Origin of the sequence: Halomonas sp. HL-93 (assembly GCF_900086985.1) — a bacterium.
GTDB lineage: Bacteria > Pseudomonadota > Gammaproteobacteria > Pseudomonadales > Halomonadaceae > Vreelandella.
Genome location: NZ_LT593974.1, coordinates 2837014 through 2854367, shown reverse-complemented (window position 1 = coordinate 2854367; position 17354 = coordinate 2837014). Strand labels below are relative to the sequence as shown.

The 17354-nt window shown below is 56.2% G+C and carries 19 protein-coding genes; 9 read left to right on the top strand and 10 right to left on the bottom strand.

The genetic code is table 11. The annotated features are described in order from the left end of the window. Positions 1–34 precede the first annotated feature (34 nt). Entirely contained in the window at positions 35–358 is a 324-nt protein-coding gene (locus tag GA0071314_RS13230; protein ID WP_074397083.1) for a type II toxin-antitoxin system RelE/ParE family toxin, read from the top strand. After that, positions 355–642: a helix-turn-helix domain-containing protein gene (locus GA0071314_RS13225; RefSeq protein WP_074397082.1), complete on the top strand. Its 288-nt coding sequence runs from the start codon at positions 355–357 to the stop codon at positions 640–642. Before GA0071314_RS13230 ends, GA0071314_RS13225 begins: the two co-directional genes overlap by 4 nt. Before the next feature lie 83 nt (positions 643–725). Here the strand turns inward: GA0071314_RS13225 and GA0071314_RS13220 are convergent, their stop codons facing one another. After that, positions 726–1040: an addiction module antidote protein gene (locus GA0071314_RS13220; RefSeq protein ID WP_074397081.1), complete on the bottom strand. Its 315-nt coding sequence runs from the start codon at positions 1038–1040 to the stop codon at positions 726–728. A 231-nt stretch (positions 1041–1271) separates the two neighbouring features. Between GA0071314_RS13220 and ilvD the strand changes: the two genes are divergently transcribed. Then, the gene (gene ilvD / locus GA0071314_RS13215; RefSeq protein ID WP_074398531.1) at positions 1272–2957 is read left to right on the top strand and encodes a dihydroxy-acid dehydratase; all 1686 of its coding nucleotides are present in this window, start codon (positions 1272–1274) and stop codon (positions 2955–2957) included. A 67-nt stretch (positions 2958–3024) separates the two neighbouring features. Beyond that, positions 3025–4206 (top strand): chromate efflux transporter, encoded by a 1182-nt coding sequence (chrA, locus tag GA0071314_RS13210; RefSeq protein WP_074397080.1) that lies wholly within the window; start codon positions 3025–3027, stop codon positions 4204–4206. Between the two features lie 95 nt (positions 4207–4301). Here chrA and GA0071314_RS13205 read toward each other — a convergent pair whose 3' ends face one another. Then, positions 4302–4574 (bottom strand): XRE family transcriptional regulator, encoded by a 273-nt coding sequence (locus GA0071314_RS13205; protein WP_074397079.1) that lies wholly within the window; start codon positions 4572–4574, stop codon positions 4302–4304. A gap of 210 nt (positions 4575–4784) precedes the next feature. Between GA0071314_RS13205 and purE the strand changes: the two genes are divergently transcribed. From purE to GA0071314_RS13185, 4 genes are all read left to right on the top strand, one after another. Continuing rightward, entirely contained in the window at positions 4785–5300 is a 516-nt protein-coding gene (gene purE / locus GA0071314_RS13200; protein WP_074397078.1) for a 5-(carboxyamino)imidazole ribonucleotide mutase, read from the top strand. Positions 5301–5311: 11 nt separating this feature from the next. Next, entirely contained in the window at positions 5312–6451 is a 1140-nt protein-coding gene (locus GA0071314_RS13195; RefSeq protein WP_074397077.1) for a 5-(carboxyamino)imidazole ribonucleotide synthase, read from the top strand. A 160-nt stretch (positions 6452–6611) separates the two neighbouring features. After that, complete coding sequence (locus GA0071314_RS13190) at positions 6612–8222, top strand: sensor domain-containing diguanylate cyclase (RefSeq protein WP_074397076.1); 1611 nt, start codon at positions 6612–6614, stop codon at positions 8220–8222. A 26-nt stretch (positions 8223–8248) separates the two neighbouring features. After that, positions 8249–9502, top strand: a complete 1254-nt coding sequence (locus tag GA0071314_RS13185) for a GGDEF domain-containing protein (protein ID WP_074397075.1) — start codon at positions 8249–8251, stop codon at positions 9500–9502. Here GA0071314_RS13185 and GA0071314_RS13180 read toward each other — a convergent pair. The 7 genes from GA0071314_RS13180 to GA0071314_RS13150 all read right to left on the bottom strand — a co-directional run bounded on the left by GA0071314_RS13180 (position 9483) and on the right by GA0071314_RS13150 (position 15438). After that, positions 9483–10265 carry a TraX family protein gene (locus GA0071314_RS13180; RefSeq protein WP_074397074.1) on the bottom strand — a complete coding sequence of 261 codons (783 nt, stop codon included), beginning with the start codon at positions 10263–10265 and terminating at the stop codon, positions 9483–9485. The two genes, GA0071314_RS13185 and GA0071314_RS13180, sit on opposite strands and share 20 nt — an antisense overlap. A gap of 210 nt (positions 10266–10475) precedes the next feature. Next, positions 10476–11243, bottom strand: a complete 768-nt coding sequence (locus GA0071314_RS13175; protein ID WP_074397073.1) for a transporter substrate-binding domain-containing protein — start codon at positions 11241–11243, stop codon at positions 10476–10478. 111 nt (positions 11244–11354) lie between these two features. Further along, positions 11355–12086, bottom strand: a complete 732-nt coding sequence (locus GA0071314_RS13170; RefSeq protein ID WP_074397072.1) for an ABC transporter permease — start codon at positions 12084–12086, stop codon at positions 11355–11357. Further along, the gene (locus GA0071314_RS13165; RefSeq protein ID WP_074397071.1) at positions 12086–12790 is read right to left on the bottom strand and encodes an ABC transporter permease; all 705 of its coding nucleotides are present in this window, start codon (positions 12788–12790) and stop codon (positions 12086–12088) included. The genes GA0071314_RS13170 and GA0071314_RS13165 overlap by 1 nt, the downstream gene beginning before the upstream one ends. Positions 12791–12804: 14 nt before the next feature. Beyond that, complete coding sequence (locus tag GA0071314_RS13160) at positions 12805–13575, bottom strand: ABC transporter ATP-binding protein (RefSeq protein ID WP_074397070.1); 771 nt, start codon at positions 13573–13575, stop codon at positions 12805–12807. A 186-nt stretch (positions 13576–13761) separates the two neighbouring features. Further along, entirely contained in the window at positions 13762–14757 is a 996-nt protein-coding gene (locus tag GA0071314_RS13155) for a succinylglutamate desuccinylase (RefSeq protein WP_074397069.1), read from the bottom strand. A gap of 240 nt (positions 14758–14997) precedes the next feature. Beyond that, positions 14998–15438: a hemerythrin domain-containing protein gene (locus tag GA0071314_RS13150; RefSeq protein ID WP_074397068.1), complete on the bottom strand. Its 441-nt coding sequence runs from the start codon at positions 15436–15438 to the stop codon at positions 14998–15000. Positions 15439–15620: 182 nt separating this feature from the next. On the opposite strand from GA0071314_RS13150, the gene wrbA reads away from it, so the two are divergent. Beyond that, entirely contained in the window at positions 15621–16220 is a 600-nt protein-coding gene (gene wrbA, locus GA0071314_RS13145; protein WP_074397067.1) for an NAD(P)H:quinone oxidoreductase, read from the top strand. 83 nt (positions 16221–16303) lie between these two features. Here wrbA and GA0071314_RS13140 read toward each other — a convergent pair whose 3' ends face one another. Beyond that, positions 16304–17332 (bottom strand): SMP-30/gluconolactonase/LRE family protein, encoded by a 1029-nt coding sequence (locus GA0071314_RS13140; RefSeq protein WP_074397066.1) that lies wholly within the window; start codon positions 17330–17332, stop codon positions 16304–16306. Between the last annotated feature and the right edge of the window lie 22 nt (positions 17333–17354).

The following is a 17354-nucleotide window of genomic DNA, read 5'->3' as shown; positions in this document are numbered from 1 at the left end:
TTATCATAAAAGATAACCTTCAGGGAGCTGGGTAATGCAATGGAAAGTTGATTTTTATCCGGGAGTCGATGGTGAAATTCTCGGTATGCCGCCAAAAATACAGGCCCGAATGCTGCGGTTATTGGAAATGGTTGAACAGCATGGTGCTAACTTGGGGCCGCCACACACTGAATCATTAGGAGATGGGCTTTTCGAAATAAGAGCAAAAGCCAAAGAGGGAATCGGTCGCTCCTTATTTTGCTATGTGAATGGGCAGAGAATCATCATTCTTCATGCATTTGTGAAGAAAAGCCAAAAAACGCCCCGCCAGGTATTGGAACTGGCTCGTATACGACAACGTGAGGTACAACGGTCATGAGCTTACAAGCACTAAAGGATAGGGCGCTCCAAAATCCCGAGGTCAAAGCGGAATATGAGCGCTTGGCACCTGAGTTTGAATTGGCCAACACGCTAATCACCATGCGACAGCAAGCAGGCCTGACTCAAGACGAATTGGCAAAGCGCCTGCATACCCAAAAAAGTAATATCAGTCGGCTAGAGCGTGGTGACAGTAACCCCGGTTGGAAAACGCTTCAGCGTTATGCGAAAGCCTGCGGTTTTGAGTTATCAGTGCAGGCTCAGAGACACAACACGGCCGTCTAGCAAACTAGCGAAATGAGATGTCCGCGGGAGCATAGCGTTCCGTCGCCATAAGTTTACGTCTTGCTGGATGCGCGATAAGCGCGTTAGCTATGTGCTTTCGGCCGTGAAAGCGGTTCGATGGATAGGCGCAACCCTAGGGAGTTGGCGACCTTGCTGATGGTTGAAAATGCCGGATTACCTTCCCCAGACAGGGCTTTGTAGAGTCCTTCGCGGCTCATGCCCACGTCTTTGGCAAGTTGACTCATGTTGCGCGCACGGGCGATGTCACCGAGTGCGGCTGCGAGAAGTGCTGGATCATTTTCTTCCATTACTGCGTCAAGATAAGCCGCAATATCTTCCTCAGTTTGAAGGTAATCGGCAGTATCGTAGTGGCTGAAAGTGACGTTAGAAACGGTCATAGAATTACTCCTTCCATTGCGCGGCAATGGCTTTGGCCTATTCGATGTCGCGGGGCTGGCTGATAGCCCTAGTTGGCAGTGCTGAAAGTGTCAACTTTGGTTTACACCTGATGATAAGAAAAAGCAATAAACAGCATACTGTTAAGGCGCTTTAAATGAACATCTTGCGGGATGCGCGATATATCGCCAAGCTATGCCGATACCGTGAACAATGCTGAGAGATATTTCCCCATGACTGAGTCTTCTAACAATTCCCGCCGTCATTCTTCTGCCGTGGTCGACGGCCCAGGCAAAGCCGCCAGCCGCGCGATGCTGCGCGCCGTGGGTTTTAACGACGACGATTTCAAAAAGCCCCAGGTCGGCGTTGCGTCAACCTGGAGCATGGTGACGCCCTGCAACAGCCACATTGGCGAGCTGGCTGAGCATGCCCGCGACGGCGCCGACGCCGCCGGTGGCAAGGGCGTGATTTTTAACACCATCACCATTTCCGATGGCATCGCCAACGGCACCGAGGGCATGAAGTACTCGCTGGTGTCACGGGAGGTGATCGCCGACTCCATCGAAACCGTAGCGGGCTGCGAAGGCTTTGATGGTCTGGTGGCGATTGGTGGCTGCGACAAGAACATGCCCGGCTGCGTGATGGGCCTGGCGCGGCTCAATCGCCCCAGCGTGTTTGTTTACGGCGGTACCATCATGCCTGGCGAGGGCCATACCGATATCGTTTCAGTGTTCGAGGCCATGGGCGCGCATTCCCGCGGCGATATCGACCTGATCGAACTCAAGAACATTGAAGAAACCGCGATTCCCGGCCCCGGTTCCTGCGGTGGCATGTACACCGCCAATACCATGGCCTCGGCGATTGAGGCCCTGGGCATGAGCCTGCCAGGTAGCTCGGCGCAAAACGCCATTTCCCGCGATAAGCGTGATGACTGCGAGGCGGCGGGTGAGGCGGTATTGGCGCTGCTGGCCAACGACATCAAACCCTCCGATATCATGACCCGCGAGGCGTTTGAAAACGCCGTGACTGTGGTGATTGCGCTGGGTGGCTCCACCAATGCCGTGCTTCACCTGGTGGCCATGGCGCGCACTATCGGGGTTGAGCTGTCGATCAACGATTTCACCGAGATTGGCAAGCGTGTGCCGGTGGTAGCCGATTTGCGCCCCAGCGGCCATTACATGATGAGCGAGCTGGTGGCGATTGGCGGTATTCAGCCGCTGATGAAAATCCTGCTGGATGCAGGCCTGCTGCACGGCGACTGCCTGACCGTCACGGGCAAGACGCTGGCGGAAAACCTGGCCGATGTAGAGCCCTACCCAATCGATCAGCAGATTATCGCGCCGCTGGGTAACCCACTTAAAGCCGAAAGCCATCTGCGTATTCTCCATGGCAACCTGGCGCCGGAAGGTGCGGTGGCCAAGATTACCGGCAAGGAAGGCACGCGGTTCAGTGGCTCGGCGCGGGTGTTTGGCTCTGAAGAAGAAGCCCAGGCGCGCATCAACGACGGCACGGTAGTGGCCGGCGACGTGGTGGTGATTCGCTACGAAGGTCCCAAAGGGGGCCCGGGCATGCGCGAAATGCTCACGCCCACCTCGGCCATCATGGGCCGTGGGCTGGGCAGCGACGTGGCGTTAATTACCGATGGCCGTTTCTCCGGCGGTAGCCACGGCTTTGTGGTGGGTCATGTATCGCCCGAGGCCTTCGAGGGTGGCCCGCTGGCGCTGGTGGAAAACGGTGACACCATCACCATCGACGCGGTGGCTGATACCATCGATGTCGATGTGTCCGATGACGAGTTGATTCGCCGCCGTGCGGCCTGGCGGCAGCCGACGCCACGTTATCGTCGCGGCGTATTGGCCAAATACGCGCGACTGGTCAGCTCTGCCAGCACCGGGGCAGTGACCGATAACGAAGAGTAGTGTTGTCATGTGTATGTAAAACGCCAGGGTTAACCTGGCGTTTTTATGTGCGCGATAAGGATGTGAAATGACACAAACGTCGCGAGTGAGTGAAGTTTTTAGGGCGTTTTTGCTGCTGGGGCTGACCTCCTTTGGCGGGCCGGTGGCACACCTGGGCTATTTTCGCACCGAGTTTGTCGCCCGCCGGAAGTGGCTGAGCGAAACCGCCTACGCCGACCTCGTCGCGCTGTGCCAGTTTCTGCCGGGGCCTGCCAGCAGCCAGGTGGGCTTTGCGCTTGGCTTGATGCGCGCCGGCCCCTGGGGCGCGGCCATGGCGTGGCTGGCGTTCACCCTGCCGTCGGCCATTGTGTTGGTGCTGTTCGCGTTTGGCGCCGCAGTGCTGGAGGGGCCGATTGCCAGTGGCATCATCCACGGTTTGAAGGTCGTGGCGGTGGCAATTGTCGCTCATGCCTTGTGGGGCATGGCGCGTAATCTCTGCCCGGATAGTACCCGTGCGGGTATTGCGCTGGCTGCCGTCTTTGCCGTCGTGGCCATTAGCGGGCCGCTGGGCCAGGTGGGCGCGATTGTATTGGGTGGCATCGCCGGGTTAGTGCTTTGCCGTGGCATGGCGGCGACCGCGGAGAGCGAGGCGCTGCATTTTCCGGTCTCGCGCCAGGTCGGCATCATCGCGCTTGTGCTGTTTGGCGGGCTGCTGGTATTGCTGCCGCTACTGGCCGGTATGGCGGCCTGGCTGGATATTACCGATGCTTTTTACCGCTCAGGTGCCCTGGTGTTTGGCGGTGGGCACGTGGTGCTGCCGCTGCTGGAAGCCGAGGTGGTGCAGTCAGGCTGGGTGTCAGCCGACGAATTCTTGACCGGTTATGGTGCCGCTCAGGCGATTCCGGGGCCGCTGTTTACCTTTTCGGCCTATTTGGGCGCGCTGATACCGTCAGGTGGTAGCTTGCTGACAGCGACGCTTGCGCTGCTGGCGATTTTCCTGCCGGGTTTCTTGCTGTTGGTGGGCGTACTGCCGTTCTGGAACCACTTCCGCCAGTGGCAGTGGGCACAGGCGCTGATGCGCGGTGCCAATGCGGCAGTGGTCGGCATTTTAGGCGCGGCGCTTTACGATCCGGTGTGGACGAGTGCGATCATTGGCGCTGAGGAGTTCGCGTTGGCACTCACGGGTTTTCTGCTGCTAACCGTATGGAAGCTGCCCGCTTGGATGGTGGTCATCGTGGTGGCGCTGGGCGGCGTGCTGATTGCGACCTGAGGTCGTTGCCTAAATCGGATATGAAAACGGCCGCTGTATAAGCGGCCGGCATTAGCGGAGAACGATAATCCTGAGGTGGCGAGGATAAAAAACCGCTATGGCACCTCCACTTCCAACGTGCGACGCAAAACGTGAAGTTCATCCACGTTAAGGTGCTCAAGCTTTCCAGCGAGCAGGTCGCTGACCTTCTGAACGGGTAACCCCGCTCTGCGGGCGATTTCACGGCTTCCCATATCTGATACCGCAATCAGACGCGTGATAATACGCATTAAGCGCGTACGTTTTTCGAGTTCCCTGACATCGAGGTCAGGGCTGCTTCGCGGAGGATCGAGCAGATCCGCGTGGGCAGTTGAGCGTGCCGTACTCATGAGGCTCCATCAGTCTGAAATGACAAAGACACAATGCCGCCAACCGGGTCGTATTTCAATGCCTTTTTTGATGAAAATTTCATGGCATGTAAGACACCCCGTAAACGCCTTGGCTCTGGTAAACTAACCCCTTAATTTTTCGCCTGTCCTCTACCATGAGGCACGGCATATTGAGCGTTTTGATAAGGCCACGGGCCGAGGAGAGATGGCATGTCGTCGAACAGCGCACCCAAAGTGGGCGTGATCATGGGGTCAAAATCGGATTGGCCGGTCATGGAGCACTCGGTGGCAATGCTCGAGCGGCTAGGCGTCCCCTATGAAACCCGTGTGGTCTCCGCCCACCGTACGCCGGACCTGCTGTTCGACTACGCCAAAAACGCCGCCGTGCGTGGCCTTCAGGTGATTGTGGCCGGTGCCGGTGGCGCTGCGCATCTGCCGGGCATGGTGGCTTCACAGACACCCCTGCCGGTGCTAGGTGTGCCGGTGGAGTCCAAGGCGTTGAAAGGGCTGGATTCGCTGCTCTCAATTGCACAGATGCCCGGCGGCATTGCAGTCGGCACGTTGGCGATTGGCAAAGCAGGAGCCACTAACGCAGGCTTGTTGGCCGCGCAAATTGTTGGCCTGCAAGACACCGAGGTACGCAATGCGGTAGAGGCCTTCCGCGCCGAACAGACTCAAAAAGTGCTCGATAACCCGGACCCGCGCCCCGAGCCGGAAGCCGAATAAGGAGGCCTGCGATGACGTCTACCATTCCAAGTAATATCGGCGTATTGGGCGCAGGCCAGCTAGGCCGTATGTTAGCGCTGGCGGGCTACCCGCTGGGCAATCGCTTCACGTTTCTGGATACCACGGGCAACCCCAGCGCGGGCATCGGCGAGGTGATCGTCGACCCTGACAACCAGCACCTGGCGGCGTTTCTTGAAAAGGTCGACGTGGTGACCTACGAATTTGAACACCTGCCGGTTCAGCTTGTGCGTGAAATTGAGCAGCACAAGCCGGTGTATCCCAGCAGCCGCGCCATTGAAGTATGCCAAAACCGCGTGGAAGAGAAGGCACTGTTTGACCGTTTGGGCATTCCCACACCCGCTTACCGCGTCGTCGAAAGTGCCGAGCAGCTTGAGGCAGCCGCCCGCGAGCTTGGCTGCCCGGTGGTGGCCAAATCCGTCACGGAAGGCTACGACGGTAAAGGCCAGGCGGTACTTAAGCAGCCTGAACAGGCGGGTGACGCGTGGCGAGATATCGGCCATCGACAATTGATCGTCGAAGCCTTTGTCGACTTCGTGCGCGAAGTGTCGATGATTGCCGTGCGCGGCCGCGATGGCGAGGTGGTGTTCTACCCCATGGCGGAAAACCAGCACGTCGATGGCATCTTGCGCTATTCGGTCGCGCCACTACCGGACCTGGACGCCAGCGTTCAACACACCGCTGACCGCTATATTCGCGCGCTGTTGGATGAACTGGACTATGTGGGCGTACTGGCGCTGGAGCTGTTTCAAACCCGCGACGGTAGCCTGCTGGCCAATGAAATGGCCCCCCGGGTCCATAACTCGGGCCACTGGACCATGGATGGCGCGGTGACCAGCCAGTTTGAAAACCACCTCCGCGCGATTCAGGGACTCCCCCTGGGCAGCCCCCAGGCGATTGCGCCTACCTGCATGGTCAACGTGATTGGCCGAGAAGGCGATAACGCTTCTTTGCTGGCGCTTGCCAATACCCACCTGCACCGCTACGACAAAGCCGAGCGGGCCGGGCGCAAACTGGCCCATGTGAATGTGGTGGCGAATACCCACGCCGAGCTGCTTGAAAAAGTGCGTGCCTGCCAAACGCTATTGCCCGAGGCGCCTCCCGTGTCGTGGAGCTTTGAGTCAACTCTTTAAGTCTAATCGCCGCCGATTGAGGCGGCTTTTTTGTGCGCCAACGAGCCAATGACGAACTTCAGTCGCCAAGCATGAGAAAATCGGCTAAAAAGGAGCAGACTGATTAATCAATAAGATCGGCTTGCAAGCCGACTTGGCAACATAAAGGGACATTGAGTGTATGCCACAGCCATTTAGCACGGCGATCGCCTCGGGTCTGCGCAGTCGTTTCCAGAGTGAACATAATGCCACGGTGAAAAGCCTACGCAGCGAAAAAGTGCGTCTGCTGTACGACAGTTTATGGTCACCCGTGCTTGCCAGCGTACTCGCAGCGATTCTTTTGGTCGCCGCGCTTTGGCCGGTTGTGGCGCACTGGAAGTTGCTGAGTTGGCTGGCAGCTCTGCTGTTGGTTTCCGCACTACGCCTGGGTCTGGCCTATCATTTTCATCGCTTACCGGCCTTGCAGCAGCAGCGTCAACGCTGGCTTTATCGATTTAGCGCAGGAGCTATCGCGGCGGGATGTGTATGGGGCATTGGTAGCTTTGCACTGTTTACCGGCGACCATCCTGGTCAGGTGGCGGCGCTTTCCATTGTAGTGGCCGGCATCTCTGCTGGCGGCGTGACAACGCTTTCCGCCGTCTGGTGGGTGGCAATGGGCTTTGTGCTTCCGATTATGCTGCCGCTGATGCTGCAGTTTTTTCTGCTGGGGTCGTCGCTCTCGGTACTGATTGGCTCGATGCTAGTGCTGTTTCTGGGGCTGGTGGTAGCCACGAGCCGCCGGCTGAGCCGGATCATTCACGACAATATCTCACTGCGGGTCAGCATGGCGGCGCGGGAAGCGCAGCTGCAGGAAAGCGAGGACCGCTACCGGTCGATTTTTCACCAATCGCCTCTAGGCGTGCTGCATTTTGACGAGCAGGGCACGATCACCGACTGCAACAACAAGCTGCTGGATATTCTGGGCGTGGAGCGCGCGCAGTTAATTGGTTATTGCATGCTGGCACGCAGTGCCGATAAAGCCGTCGCTAAGGCCGTGAAAAATGCCTTAGGGCAAGGCACGGGTTATTACGAGGGTACGTATTACCTCCCCAGAGCTTCTGAAGGCACGCCGCTGCGCGCTTTTTTTAACGGAGTGCATAGCGCTAGTCAGGAAATGGTGGGTGGGGTGGCGATGATTGAGGACTTCACCGAGCGCAAGCGACACGAAGCGATTATTTACCGTCAAGCCTACTACGATGCGCTCACCGACTTGCCCAATCGGCGTATGTTTATTGAGCGCCTGGAGATGCTTTGCGCGGATGACCAACAGGCAAGTGGGCTGTTGCTGTTTATGGATTTGGATCGCTTTAAACTGATCAACGATACGCTGGGCCATGCCGCCGGTGACGATTTGCTGGTGCAAGTGGCGCGCCGCTTGGAAGGATGTTTACATCAAGGCGATATGGTCGCACGGCTGAGCGGCGATGAGTTCGTGCTATTGGCGTTAACCAGTACCACGACGCCTAGGGCGATGGACGAATGGGCTGAGGACTATATGCAGGCGGTCCAGCACACACTTGCATCACCTTACCGGTTAGAAGCTCACTCGGTAGAGGTGACTCCGAGCATGGGCTACACCTGTTTTCAAGCCAGCGGTTGTGACTATGGCGAGTTACTCAAAGAAGCCGATCTGGCTATGTATCAAGCCAAAATGGAGGGTCGCGCGCAGCGTCGACGCTATCAGCCGTGGATGCTGGATGAAGCGCAACAGCTCGCACAGCCCCGGGCGCCTGCCGACGAATCGACGAGCTGAGCCGACAACGTAAGGGACATTTTTGAATGCCACAGTTTTTTAGTGCGGCGATTCTATCGGGTCTGCGTCGCCGGTTTGCGCGTGAAGATCCTAATAAAGCCCAGAGCCTGACCAGCGAAAAGGTGCGCATCCTCTATAGTAATTTATGGCAGCCCGTTTACGCCGGTATTCTAGGGGCGGTTTTGTTAGTCAGCATTATGTGGGAGGTCGTTGCTCCCTCCGTTTTAATCAGCTGGCTAGTCGCCATTATCGCCATCTCTCTGATTCGCTTGCGGCTGGCTTCCTTGTTTCTGCAGTCCGACGAAACCTCACAGGCGCAACCGAAATGGCTATTTTCGTTTGCGCTGACCGTTTTTGTGGCGGGGTGCGTCTGGGGGACTGCCGGTGTGCTTATGTTTGCTCCAGAGCATCCTGAATATGTCGCGGCACTGGCGATTGTCTTGTCGGGCGTTGCGGCGGGCTGCGTTACCATGCTGTCTGCCATTTGGTGGATAGTGATTTTTTTTATATTGCCGATTGGCCTGCCCCTTCAATGGATGTTTGTGACATCTGACATCCCTACCCACACCATGATCGGCATCGTCATGATGGTGTTTTTAGGACTGCTGATTATCACCAGTCGGCGCATGGGACTGGTGATACACGACAATATTTCGCTACGCGTCAGTATGGCTGCCCGCGAAGCAACTATTTATCACCAGGCCTACTATGATGCATTGACCGACCTGCCCAATCGGCGGATGTTTATCGAGCGTCTGGAAACGCTTTGCGCCGGAGATCAGCACGCCAGCGGACTGCTGCTGTTTATGGATCTGGACCGTTTTAAACTGATCAATGATACGTTGGGTCACGCTGCCGGTGACGATTTGCTGATACAAGTGGCGCGTCGCTTGGAGGGCTGTCTACACGAAGGCGATATGGCGGCCAGGCTTAGCGGTGATGAGTTTGTGCTATTGGCGTTGACCAATACCGCCACGGCCAAGGCGCTGGACGACTGGGCTGAAGTTTATATGCAGGGTATTCAGCATGCGCTTTCCGACGCCTATAGACTAGAAAACCACTGGGTAGACGTGACGCCAAGTATTGGTTTCACCTGTTTTCAAGCTGGCGGCTGTCATCATGACGAGTTATTGAAAGAAGCCGACTTGGCCATGTATCAGGCTAAAATGGGAGGTCGCGCACAGCGTCGACGCTATCAGCCGTGGATGCTGGATGAAGCGAAACAACTGGCCCAGCCTCGAGCGCCCGCTGATGATTCGACTAGCCAATCTGACCGCTGAGCAATAGCCATAGCGCGATCAAAGCGAAATGACCAGGATACCAGGCCAGCCATAAGCGCCTGGGCATGACCCACTGAATGGCGGGGATGCGCTTTGCGGCACCTGCTGCTATCACCAGTACCACAATACAGGTGCCCACCGTAAACGACTTGGCCATATCGGAAGCATTCATTTGGCCTGCCATCCATAAGGCCGGGAACGCCGCCAAACCAGCCCATAGCCGCGCAGAAAAATCACCGTCGGCATCGCTCAGCGCCTGCATGGCAAACATCAGCAACGGAATCAAGAGCAACCCGTAGTGGTGATACTCAACCCAAAAGCCGAGCAGATACCACAGGGTGACACCTGCCGCCGCGCCAGCAAGCAGCCAGCCAAAGTGGATGCTTTCCTGCTGATAATGCTGCCAACCCAACCGCACAAGCGAGCCTAGCGCGAGGCCGGTGGCCAAGGTAAAGCAGATGTTGAGTATGAACGCATCAGATGCACGTGGCATCAGCATATAAGGCAGTTGCGCGATTATCCCGATAATCAGCATACGCCGAGCGTAACGCATCGGATTACGCGTATTGAACAGGCCGTGCCAAGCGACCATGGCGGCAAACAGTGGGAAAGCAATGCGGCCAACGGATGATCCCACCCAATCTAGCTCCCAGCCATCGGGTATTACAAAGCGCGTCACATGGTCCACCGTCATGGTGAACAGGGCGAGCCATTGAGCCCAGCCCGTCCAGTGTGACGAGGGTTTTGTTGCCGATGCCGCCATAGAACCTCCGTGTGAATGCCTGCATAGGTTAACGTTATGCTCAAAGACTCGTGGATATCGTTCAGGTTCACCGGTCTTTTATGCACTTGAAAGTGACGCACGCCACTCCGTATGCGTCATCGACGCAACAAAGCATAACAAAACGGTTCAAGTTTAGGGGGAGAGAAAAAGGAGGGGCTCCTCCCCAGCGGGCTGGGGAGGAGCAGTTGCTTACTCTGTTTCGAAGTAACGCGCGTAGATTTCGTCGTAGGTGCCGTCTTCACGAAGGGTTTCAAGGGCTTCGTTGAATTGCTCGGCGAGCGCTTCATCTCGCTGGCGGAAGGCGATGCCAAAACCATCGCCGAAGTATTCTTTCGGCTCGGTCAGCATATCGCCAACAACCACGTAATCGCCTTCTTCGCTATCCAGCAGGGTGGACTTGCCTACCGGGAAGTCGAGGAACAGGATGTCCAGGCGCTCGGATTCCATGTCCAGGACCATGTCATCGGCGGTCGCGTAGCGATTGATGTCGGCCACATCGCCGTACATGTCGGTGACGTAGTTGTCCTGCAGGGTGCCGCGCTGAACGCCGATGGTCATGTCGGTAAGCGTTTCTTCGCTGATTTCTTCCAGCTCGGTACCTTCAGGCGCAAACCAGGCGGACGGAGGCGTGATGTAGGGGTCAGAGAACAGTACCTGCTCACGACGGTCGTCGTTGATGGTCATGGATGACATGATGGCATCGTATTTACGTGACAGGAGGCCCGGAATGATGCCGTCCCAACCTTGAACAATCCATTCGCAGCTAACGCCGATTTCTTCGCACATAGCGTTGCCCAGATCAATATCGAAGCCAGTAAGTTCGCCGTCAGAGGTGCGGTATTCCATAGGCTCGTAGGGAACGTCCACGCCAATGCGGACTTCGTCATATTCCTGTGCCTGGGCACTGGTTGCGGCAATCGCCAAGCCAAGTAGCGAAAGTGTTAGGACTTTTTTCATTATGGGTTCTCCTGATGGATGTAATTCACCAAGTGGTGAGGAACATAACTTTTGCCAGCTTAGCGCCGACAACAATGTTTTGTCGACGCATAAACTAACGTTTGTTTCACGCTAGCCGGTTTGGGGTTGTAGGTGGGCCAGCAGTTTTTTCTCCAGATGGCGGAAGAAATACAGAATGGCAAAGGTTAGGCACAGATAAATGGCCGCGACGAATAAAAAGGCATCGAAAGGTGCGTAGTAACGGGCATAGACAAAGCGTGCCGCGCCGGTTAAATCCATGATGGTGACCACGCTTGCGATCGCGCTGGCGTGGAGCATGAAAATCACTTCGTTGCCATAAGCGGGCAGGGCGCGCCGGAAAGCACTGGGGATAATGATCCGACGCATGGTAAGGCTGGGGGACATGCCGTAGGCCCGTGCCGCTTCGATCTCGCCTTTCGAGGTGGACTTGATGGCCCCTCGGAAAATTTCAGTCGTGTAGGCCGCAGTGTTCAGGGTGAAGGCGATCAATGCTGGTACAAAGGGGTCTTCCAGAATGACCCATAGCCATGACTCCTGAATGCCCTCAACAAACACCACACCGTAGTAAATCAAGTAGAGCTGGATGAGTAGCGGCGTACCGCGAAAGACGTAGGTGTAAGCGAAAATAGGCCATTTGATCCAGGCATGCCGTGAGCCGCGACCAATGGCGAGCGGCACCGCGGCGATCAGTCCGATAATCAGCGAGAGGAAAACCAACTGCACGGTGGTCGTCAAGCCAGCGCCATAGTGCGAAAGCGTCTGCAGGGTAAAAATGCTGTTATCGGCGAGCTGATTTTCCAGCCAGGTTAATAGGGGTTCCATTAGTCTGCCTCCCCATACCCAATGCTATAGCGCTTTTGCAGGCGCGCGAATACCCACTCCGACACACTGGCGATTAATAAATAAATCAGCGCCACCACAATCATGAAGGTGAACGGTTCGCGGGTGGCCTTGGAGGCTTCGGACGCCACGCGCACCATGTCGGAAAGTCCGATCACCGAGACCAGCGCGGTGGTTTTAAGCAGTACCATCCAGTTGTTCGAAAGCCCCGGCAGGGCGTGACGCATCATCTGGGGGAAACGGATGCGGCGAAACACCAACGAGTTACTCATACCGTAGGCTTTACCTGCCTCAATCTGGCCGTGATCCACCGCCATAAAGGCGCCGCGGAAGGTTTCGCCCATGTAGGCGCCGAAGATTAGCCCGATGGTGACCACGCCCGCGACAAACTCGTTGATATTGATGAAAATATCGATTTCAAACTGATAGTAGAGCCAGTCGGTTATCATGTTGACGCCGATTTGCCCGCCGAAGAACAGCAGCATCATCAGCACCAGGTCTGGAACGCCACGGATAACGGTGGTGTAAAGCGTCGCGATACGGTGGGCAAGCCAGTTGCGCGACATCTTCGCGCTGGCGGTGATGAGCCCTAGCACCACGGCGAGCAATAACGATAACAGCGCTAGCTGAATCGTTACGCCTGCGCCTTCAAGCAAGCGCGGGCCGTAACCATGAAGATCAAGCATCGTGAGCCTCGCGATTAGTATTTAGGCGCCAGGAACTGCTGCAGGCGCGGAGATTGGGGATTGCCGATCATTTCTTCGGGGCGGCCAGCTTCTTCCACCATTCCTTGGTGGAGATAGATCACCTGGCTGGATACGTCCCTGGCAAAACTCATCTCGTGGGTGACCACGACCATGGTGCGCCCCTCTTCGGCGAGATCACGCATGACTTTTAGTACATCGCCCACCAGTTCGGGGTCAAGCGCCGAGGTGGGTTCGTCGAACAGCATGACCTCCGGATCCATCGCCAACGCCCGGGCAATTGCGCCGCGTTGCTGCTGACCGCCTGACATTTGCGCTGGGTAGGCATCGGCGCGGGCCGTCAAGCCGACCTTGTCGAGCAGCGCGTGGGCGTGTTCGGTGGCTTCCTTTTTGGACTGCCCCAGCACATGGATCGGCGCTTCAATAATGTTTTCGAGCAGCGTCATGTGCGCCCATAAATTAAAACTTTGAAACACCATCGAAAGTTTGGCGCGCATTTGCACCACTTGTTTCCAGTCGGCGGGTTCGCGTCCCCGCGGGGTGTTCTTGAAGCGGATTTCTTCTCCGTGCACGTAAAGTTCGCCCTCGTCAGGTTGCTCAAGCAGATTCATGCAGCGCAAGAAGGTGCTTTTGCCTGAACCAGACGCCCCAATGAGGGTAATGACATCTCCTTTATGGGCCTGGAGAGAAAGACCTTTCAGAACTTCCGTATCGCCGAAGCGCTTTTTTATATTGCGCACTTCAAGAGGAATAGGCGTAGCGGCCATGTGATTGGCTCCAATACTAGGTTGCCGCAGCAACAATGAGTGTTGATGGCGGCTGGCGCGAAAAAGGGGCGATTCTATCAGGCTAAACGGCGTATGCGCGCTTTCCCGGTGTTTTTGATAGCGCGACGTTAGTCGTAGTCAACGCCAAACGAATTATCATCGCCACAGCATTATTGTTGTCAAATCTTATTCATGAGTAGGTGGCGCCGCGCAGGGAGTCACCAGTAGCGCGGCGCGCGCGCCTATTTCAACGTGGGCGTTGGGAAACACCACGTGTAATGGGGTGTCACCCACCCGATACTCCCCGTTCTGGCTGTCGTTTGCTAAGCACGTTCCGGCTTCAAATCGGGTGAAATTGGGCGTGTCATCGGCAAAGCACAGCGTGAATTGGTCGCCGTGGCGAATTAACTCATGCTGCACGCGGAAATAGGGTAACGAGTCAATGGCCTGCTCCGCCGGCATAACCCCTTCGCTGAGGCTACCCAGCAATGCAAGCATCGGCGTGAGTGAAGCCATATCGTTTTGCCCAAAAGGCGCGACACGACCTAGCTCAAAGGTAAACGATTGCGCACCGTGGTAGTGCTTACTGTAGTGAGAAAACGTCCAGCTGTGCTGATGCTGGTGTAACACGGCTTGCATACCAGCAGCGGCGATCCACCGCCACTGGGCCGGTTGGGTGGCGGTATCCGCATAGGGCGCCACCACAAACCGTGGGTAGAGACTTCCCCGGATAGCTGTGTGCAGGTCATAGTGTAGCTTGGGTAGCTCGGCATGCAGTGAGAAAAAATCATCCACCTCGGCCATAAGTTGGCGCGCGCGCGTGGGCTCATCGCCGTTGCCTTTCAGCTCACGCTGAAAAAGCCGGTTGAGGTTGGTATGCATAAAGCGCTGCTGGGCCTTAAGGGCGGGGATATTGCCGAGAATCACCAGTACGGGCGCGCCCAATGACCGCGTTCCGGCTTCTAGAGCGCTGAGCCAAGCGCCGATCAGCTCGACAGGGGCGGTTTCGTTGCCATGAATGGCCGCTGAGAAAATGCAGGCGTGGGCATCAGGGCGTTGGCGATGTGGCGTCAGGCGTAAAACGCCGGGGGCGCTAACCTCAAAGTGACCGCTGGCAAAGGTACCCTGCCGTGGGGTATCGCACTGGTCATCAAGTGTCCAGTCCAGCCACTCGTTTAGCATGCTGGCTCCTCGTGACGAATAACGGCGTCAACGAGAAAAAATCGCGAGGTAACGGTGCGTCGTGTCATTGGGAATACAACAAGGTGATAAGCGTGCCCCACCTTTACCATCTTCGGCTTAACCGGCAACCCTCGGCGTCGTTCGAGTGAAAAAGCGCGGTGGCATGTTGAAAAAGTACCAACAAAAAACGCCCGGGACTTGCGCATTGTGTGTGCCGGGCGCCCTTTATTGTGGCAACGATTAGGCTGAGCGGTGGCGCTGCATCTCGTCGTTGTATTCATCTGCCAGCGATGTTTTCTGCTGGTCCTTAAGGCCTCGTCCAGCAAGCTGAAACACCTCTTGTTCTTCTTCGTCCAGGTGATGAGTCACTAGGTGCTGGAGTTTTTTTGCGTGGGTAAGCCAGCTGGTCGCGCTGAAATCGGTGTCGTCCAGAAGCTCAAGCATTTCGTCAATTTCGTGGTGTTCCGCCACGCTGTGGCGGGCTTTTTCCTGGGTTAGGTCAATCTCCATCATAGGAATATAAAGCGCACGTTCTTCGGCGTTGGCATGGTATTTCAATTCTGCACGTACTTGCTGATAGAGCTGTTCTCTTTCGTCGCTATCGCCGTGGGTTTCCACCAGGCGTGCTAGTAAGTCGCGCTGAATATCGTGGTCTTTGCGTAGGGCTTCAAAAATTGTCATTCCTGGCTCCATGGATGCGGGGGTGCAATAAAAGCTAGTCAGCGTCTCGCCAAAGCGCAACTACTTGAGCGTCGATGAAATCGATCCTCGCGGTCGAAAACATTCGCTTTTCTCTACTCGCCACTGCGCTATGGTATGGCTATTCATGTCAACGTGCTGATCAAGGCGCAAAGGAGTGAGCAATGACGAAAGTACTGGTACTTTACTATTCCATGTATGGCCATATCGATACGCTGGCCGCCGCTGTTGCCGAGGGCGCAAAGCGTGTTGACGGCGTAGAAGTCACCGTCAAGCGTGTGCCCGAAACCATGCCGGAAGAGGCTTTCAAAAATGCCGGTGGCAAGCAGGATTTCACCACTCCTGAAGCCTCGCCTCAGGAGCTTGCCGACTACGACGCAATTATCTTCGGTACCCCCACGCGCTTTGGCAACATGGCGGGCCAAATGCGTACCTTCCTCGACCAAACCGGCGGCCTATGGGCCAAGGGCGCGTTGCGAGGTAAGGTGGCGAGCGTGTTTACCTCTACCGGCACCGGCGGTGGCGATGAAATGACCATCACGTCTACCTGGACCACGCTGGCCCATCACGGCATGGTGATCGTGCCGATTGGTTACGGGCTTGAAGAGCAGTTCGATATTTCCAAGGTAAGCGGCGGCACGCCCTACGGCGCTGCGACGCTCGCCGGTGGCGACGGCTCTCGCCAGCCGGATGAACGCGAGCTGAAAATCGCCCGCTTCCAGGGCAAGCATGTCGCTGGCATTGCGGCCAAACTGGCTAGTTAATCTGTTTTAACCAGTGATTAAAAAGCCTCGCCGGCGTCGTCCGGCGAGGCTTTTTCAGTTTGCGCTAGCGTTATAACTATTGGCTACGCACCACGAGCTGCCGTATAGATGGTGTAGACGGATTGGCTGGCAGTCATGAAGAGTCGGTTACGATCCTGGCCAACGAAACATACGTTAGAACAGACCTCCGGCAACAAGACCCGCCCCAGCAGGTCACCTTCGGATGAGAAGACCACCACCCCGTCGATGCCCTCGCCGCCGTTGGCACTTGACCAAATATTGCCATCCATATCGCAGGTCATACCGTCGAAAATCGTATCTTCGCTAGTAACGATCACTTTTCGATCACTGGCGCTGCGACCATCCTCGCCAAGGGTCCAGCGAATGATTCGAGCTGGCTCATCGAAATGGGTGGGGGCACTATCACTTGCGTAGAATCCTTCGCCATCTGGTGTCAATACAATGCCATTTGGCTTGTGAATATCATCGGTCAGCATGATGGGTTCATCGAGATTATCATCGACGTAATAGATCGCTGTCTCAAGCTCTAGGTCACGTTTCTTGCCCTCATAGTCGAAGTGGGCGCCATAGCCTGGATCGGTAAAGATCACGCCACCGGAAGGCAAAGCCACCACATCATTGGGCGCATTGAGTGGTTTTCCCTGATAGCGCTCGGCAAGCACTGTTGTGCTGCCGTCCCATTCGTAGCGTAAAACACGTGCTGGGTAGTGTTCGCATGAGATTAGCCTGCCCTGGTGATCGAAGGTATTGCCGTTAGAGTGGCCGACATTATTTCTCAGAACGCTGACTTGGCCGGTGGCTTCGTCCCAGCGCATCTGTTTGGCACGAGGTATATCGCTGAATACGACGTAACGCCCTACAGCGTTCCAAGCGGGTCCTTCTGTCCATAGCCCTTCGCTCCAATGACGCTCCAAAGGGCTATTAAAAATCATGTAGTCACTGAAGCGTTTGTCCTCGACCTTCCAGGCATCAATCGGGTAACGGTCAGGGGTGGCGCTTTGTGAGGTCTGTAAGGCAAAAAGCTGAGGTGATGTGCCGACAGCGGCGAGAGTAGCCGTTGCCGAAAGAAACTGACGGCGTCCAAGTTTCATAGCATTATCCTGATTATTGTTT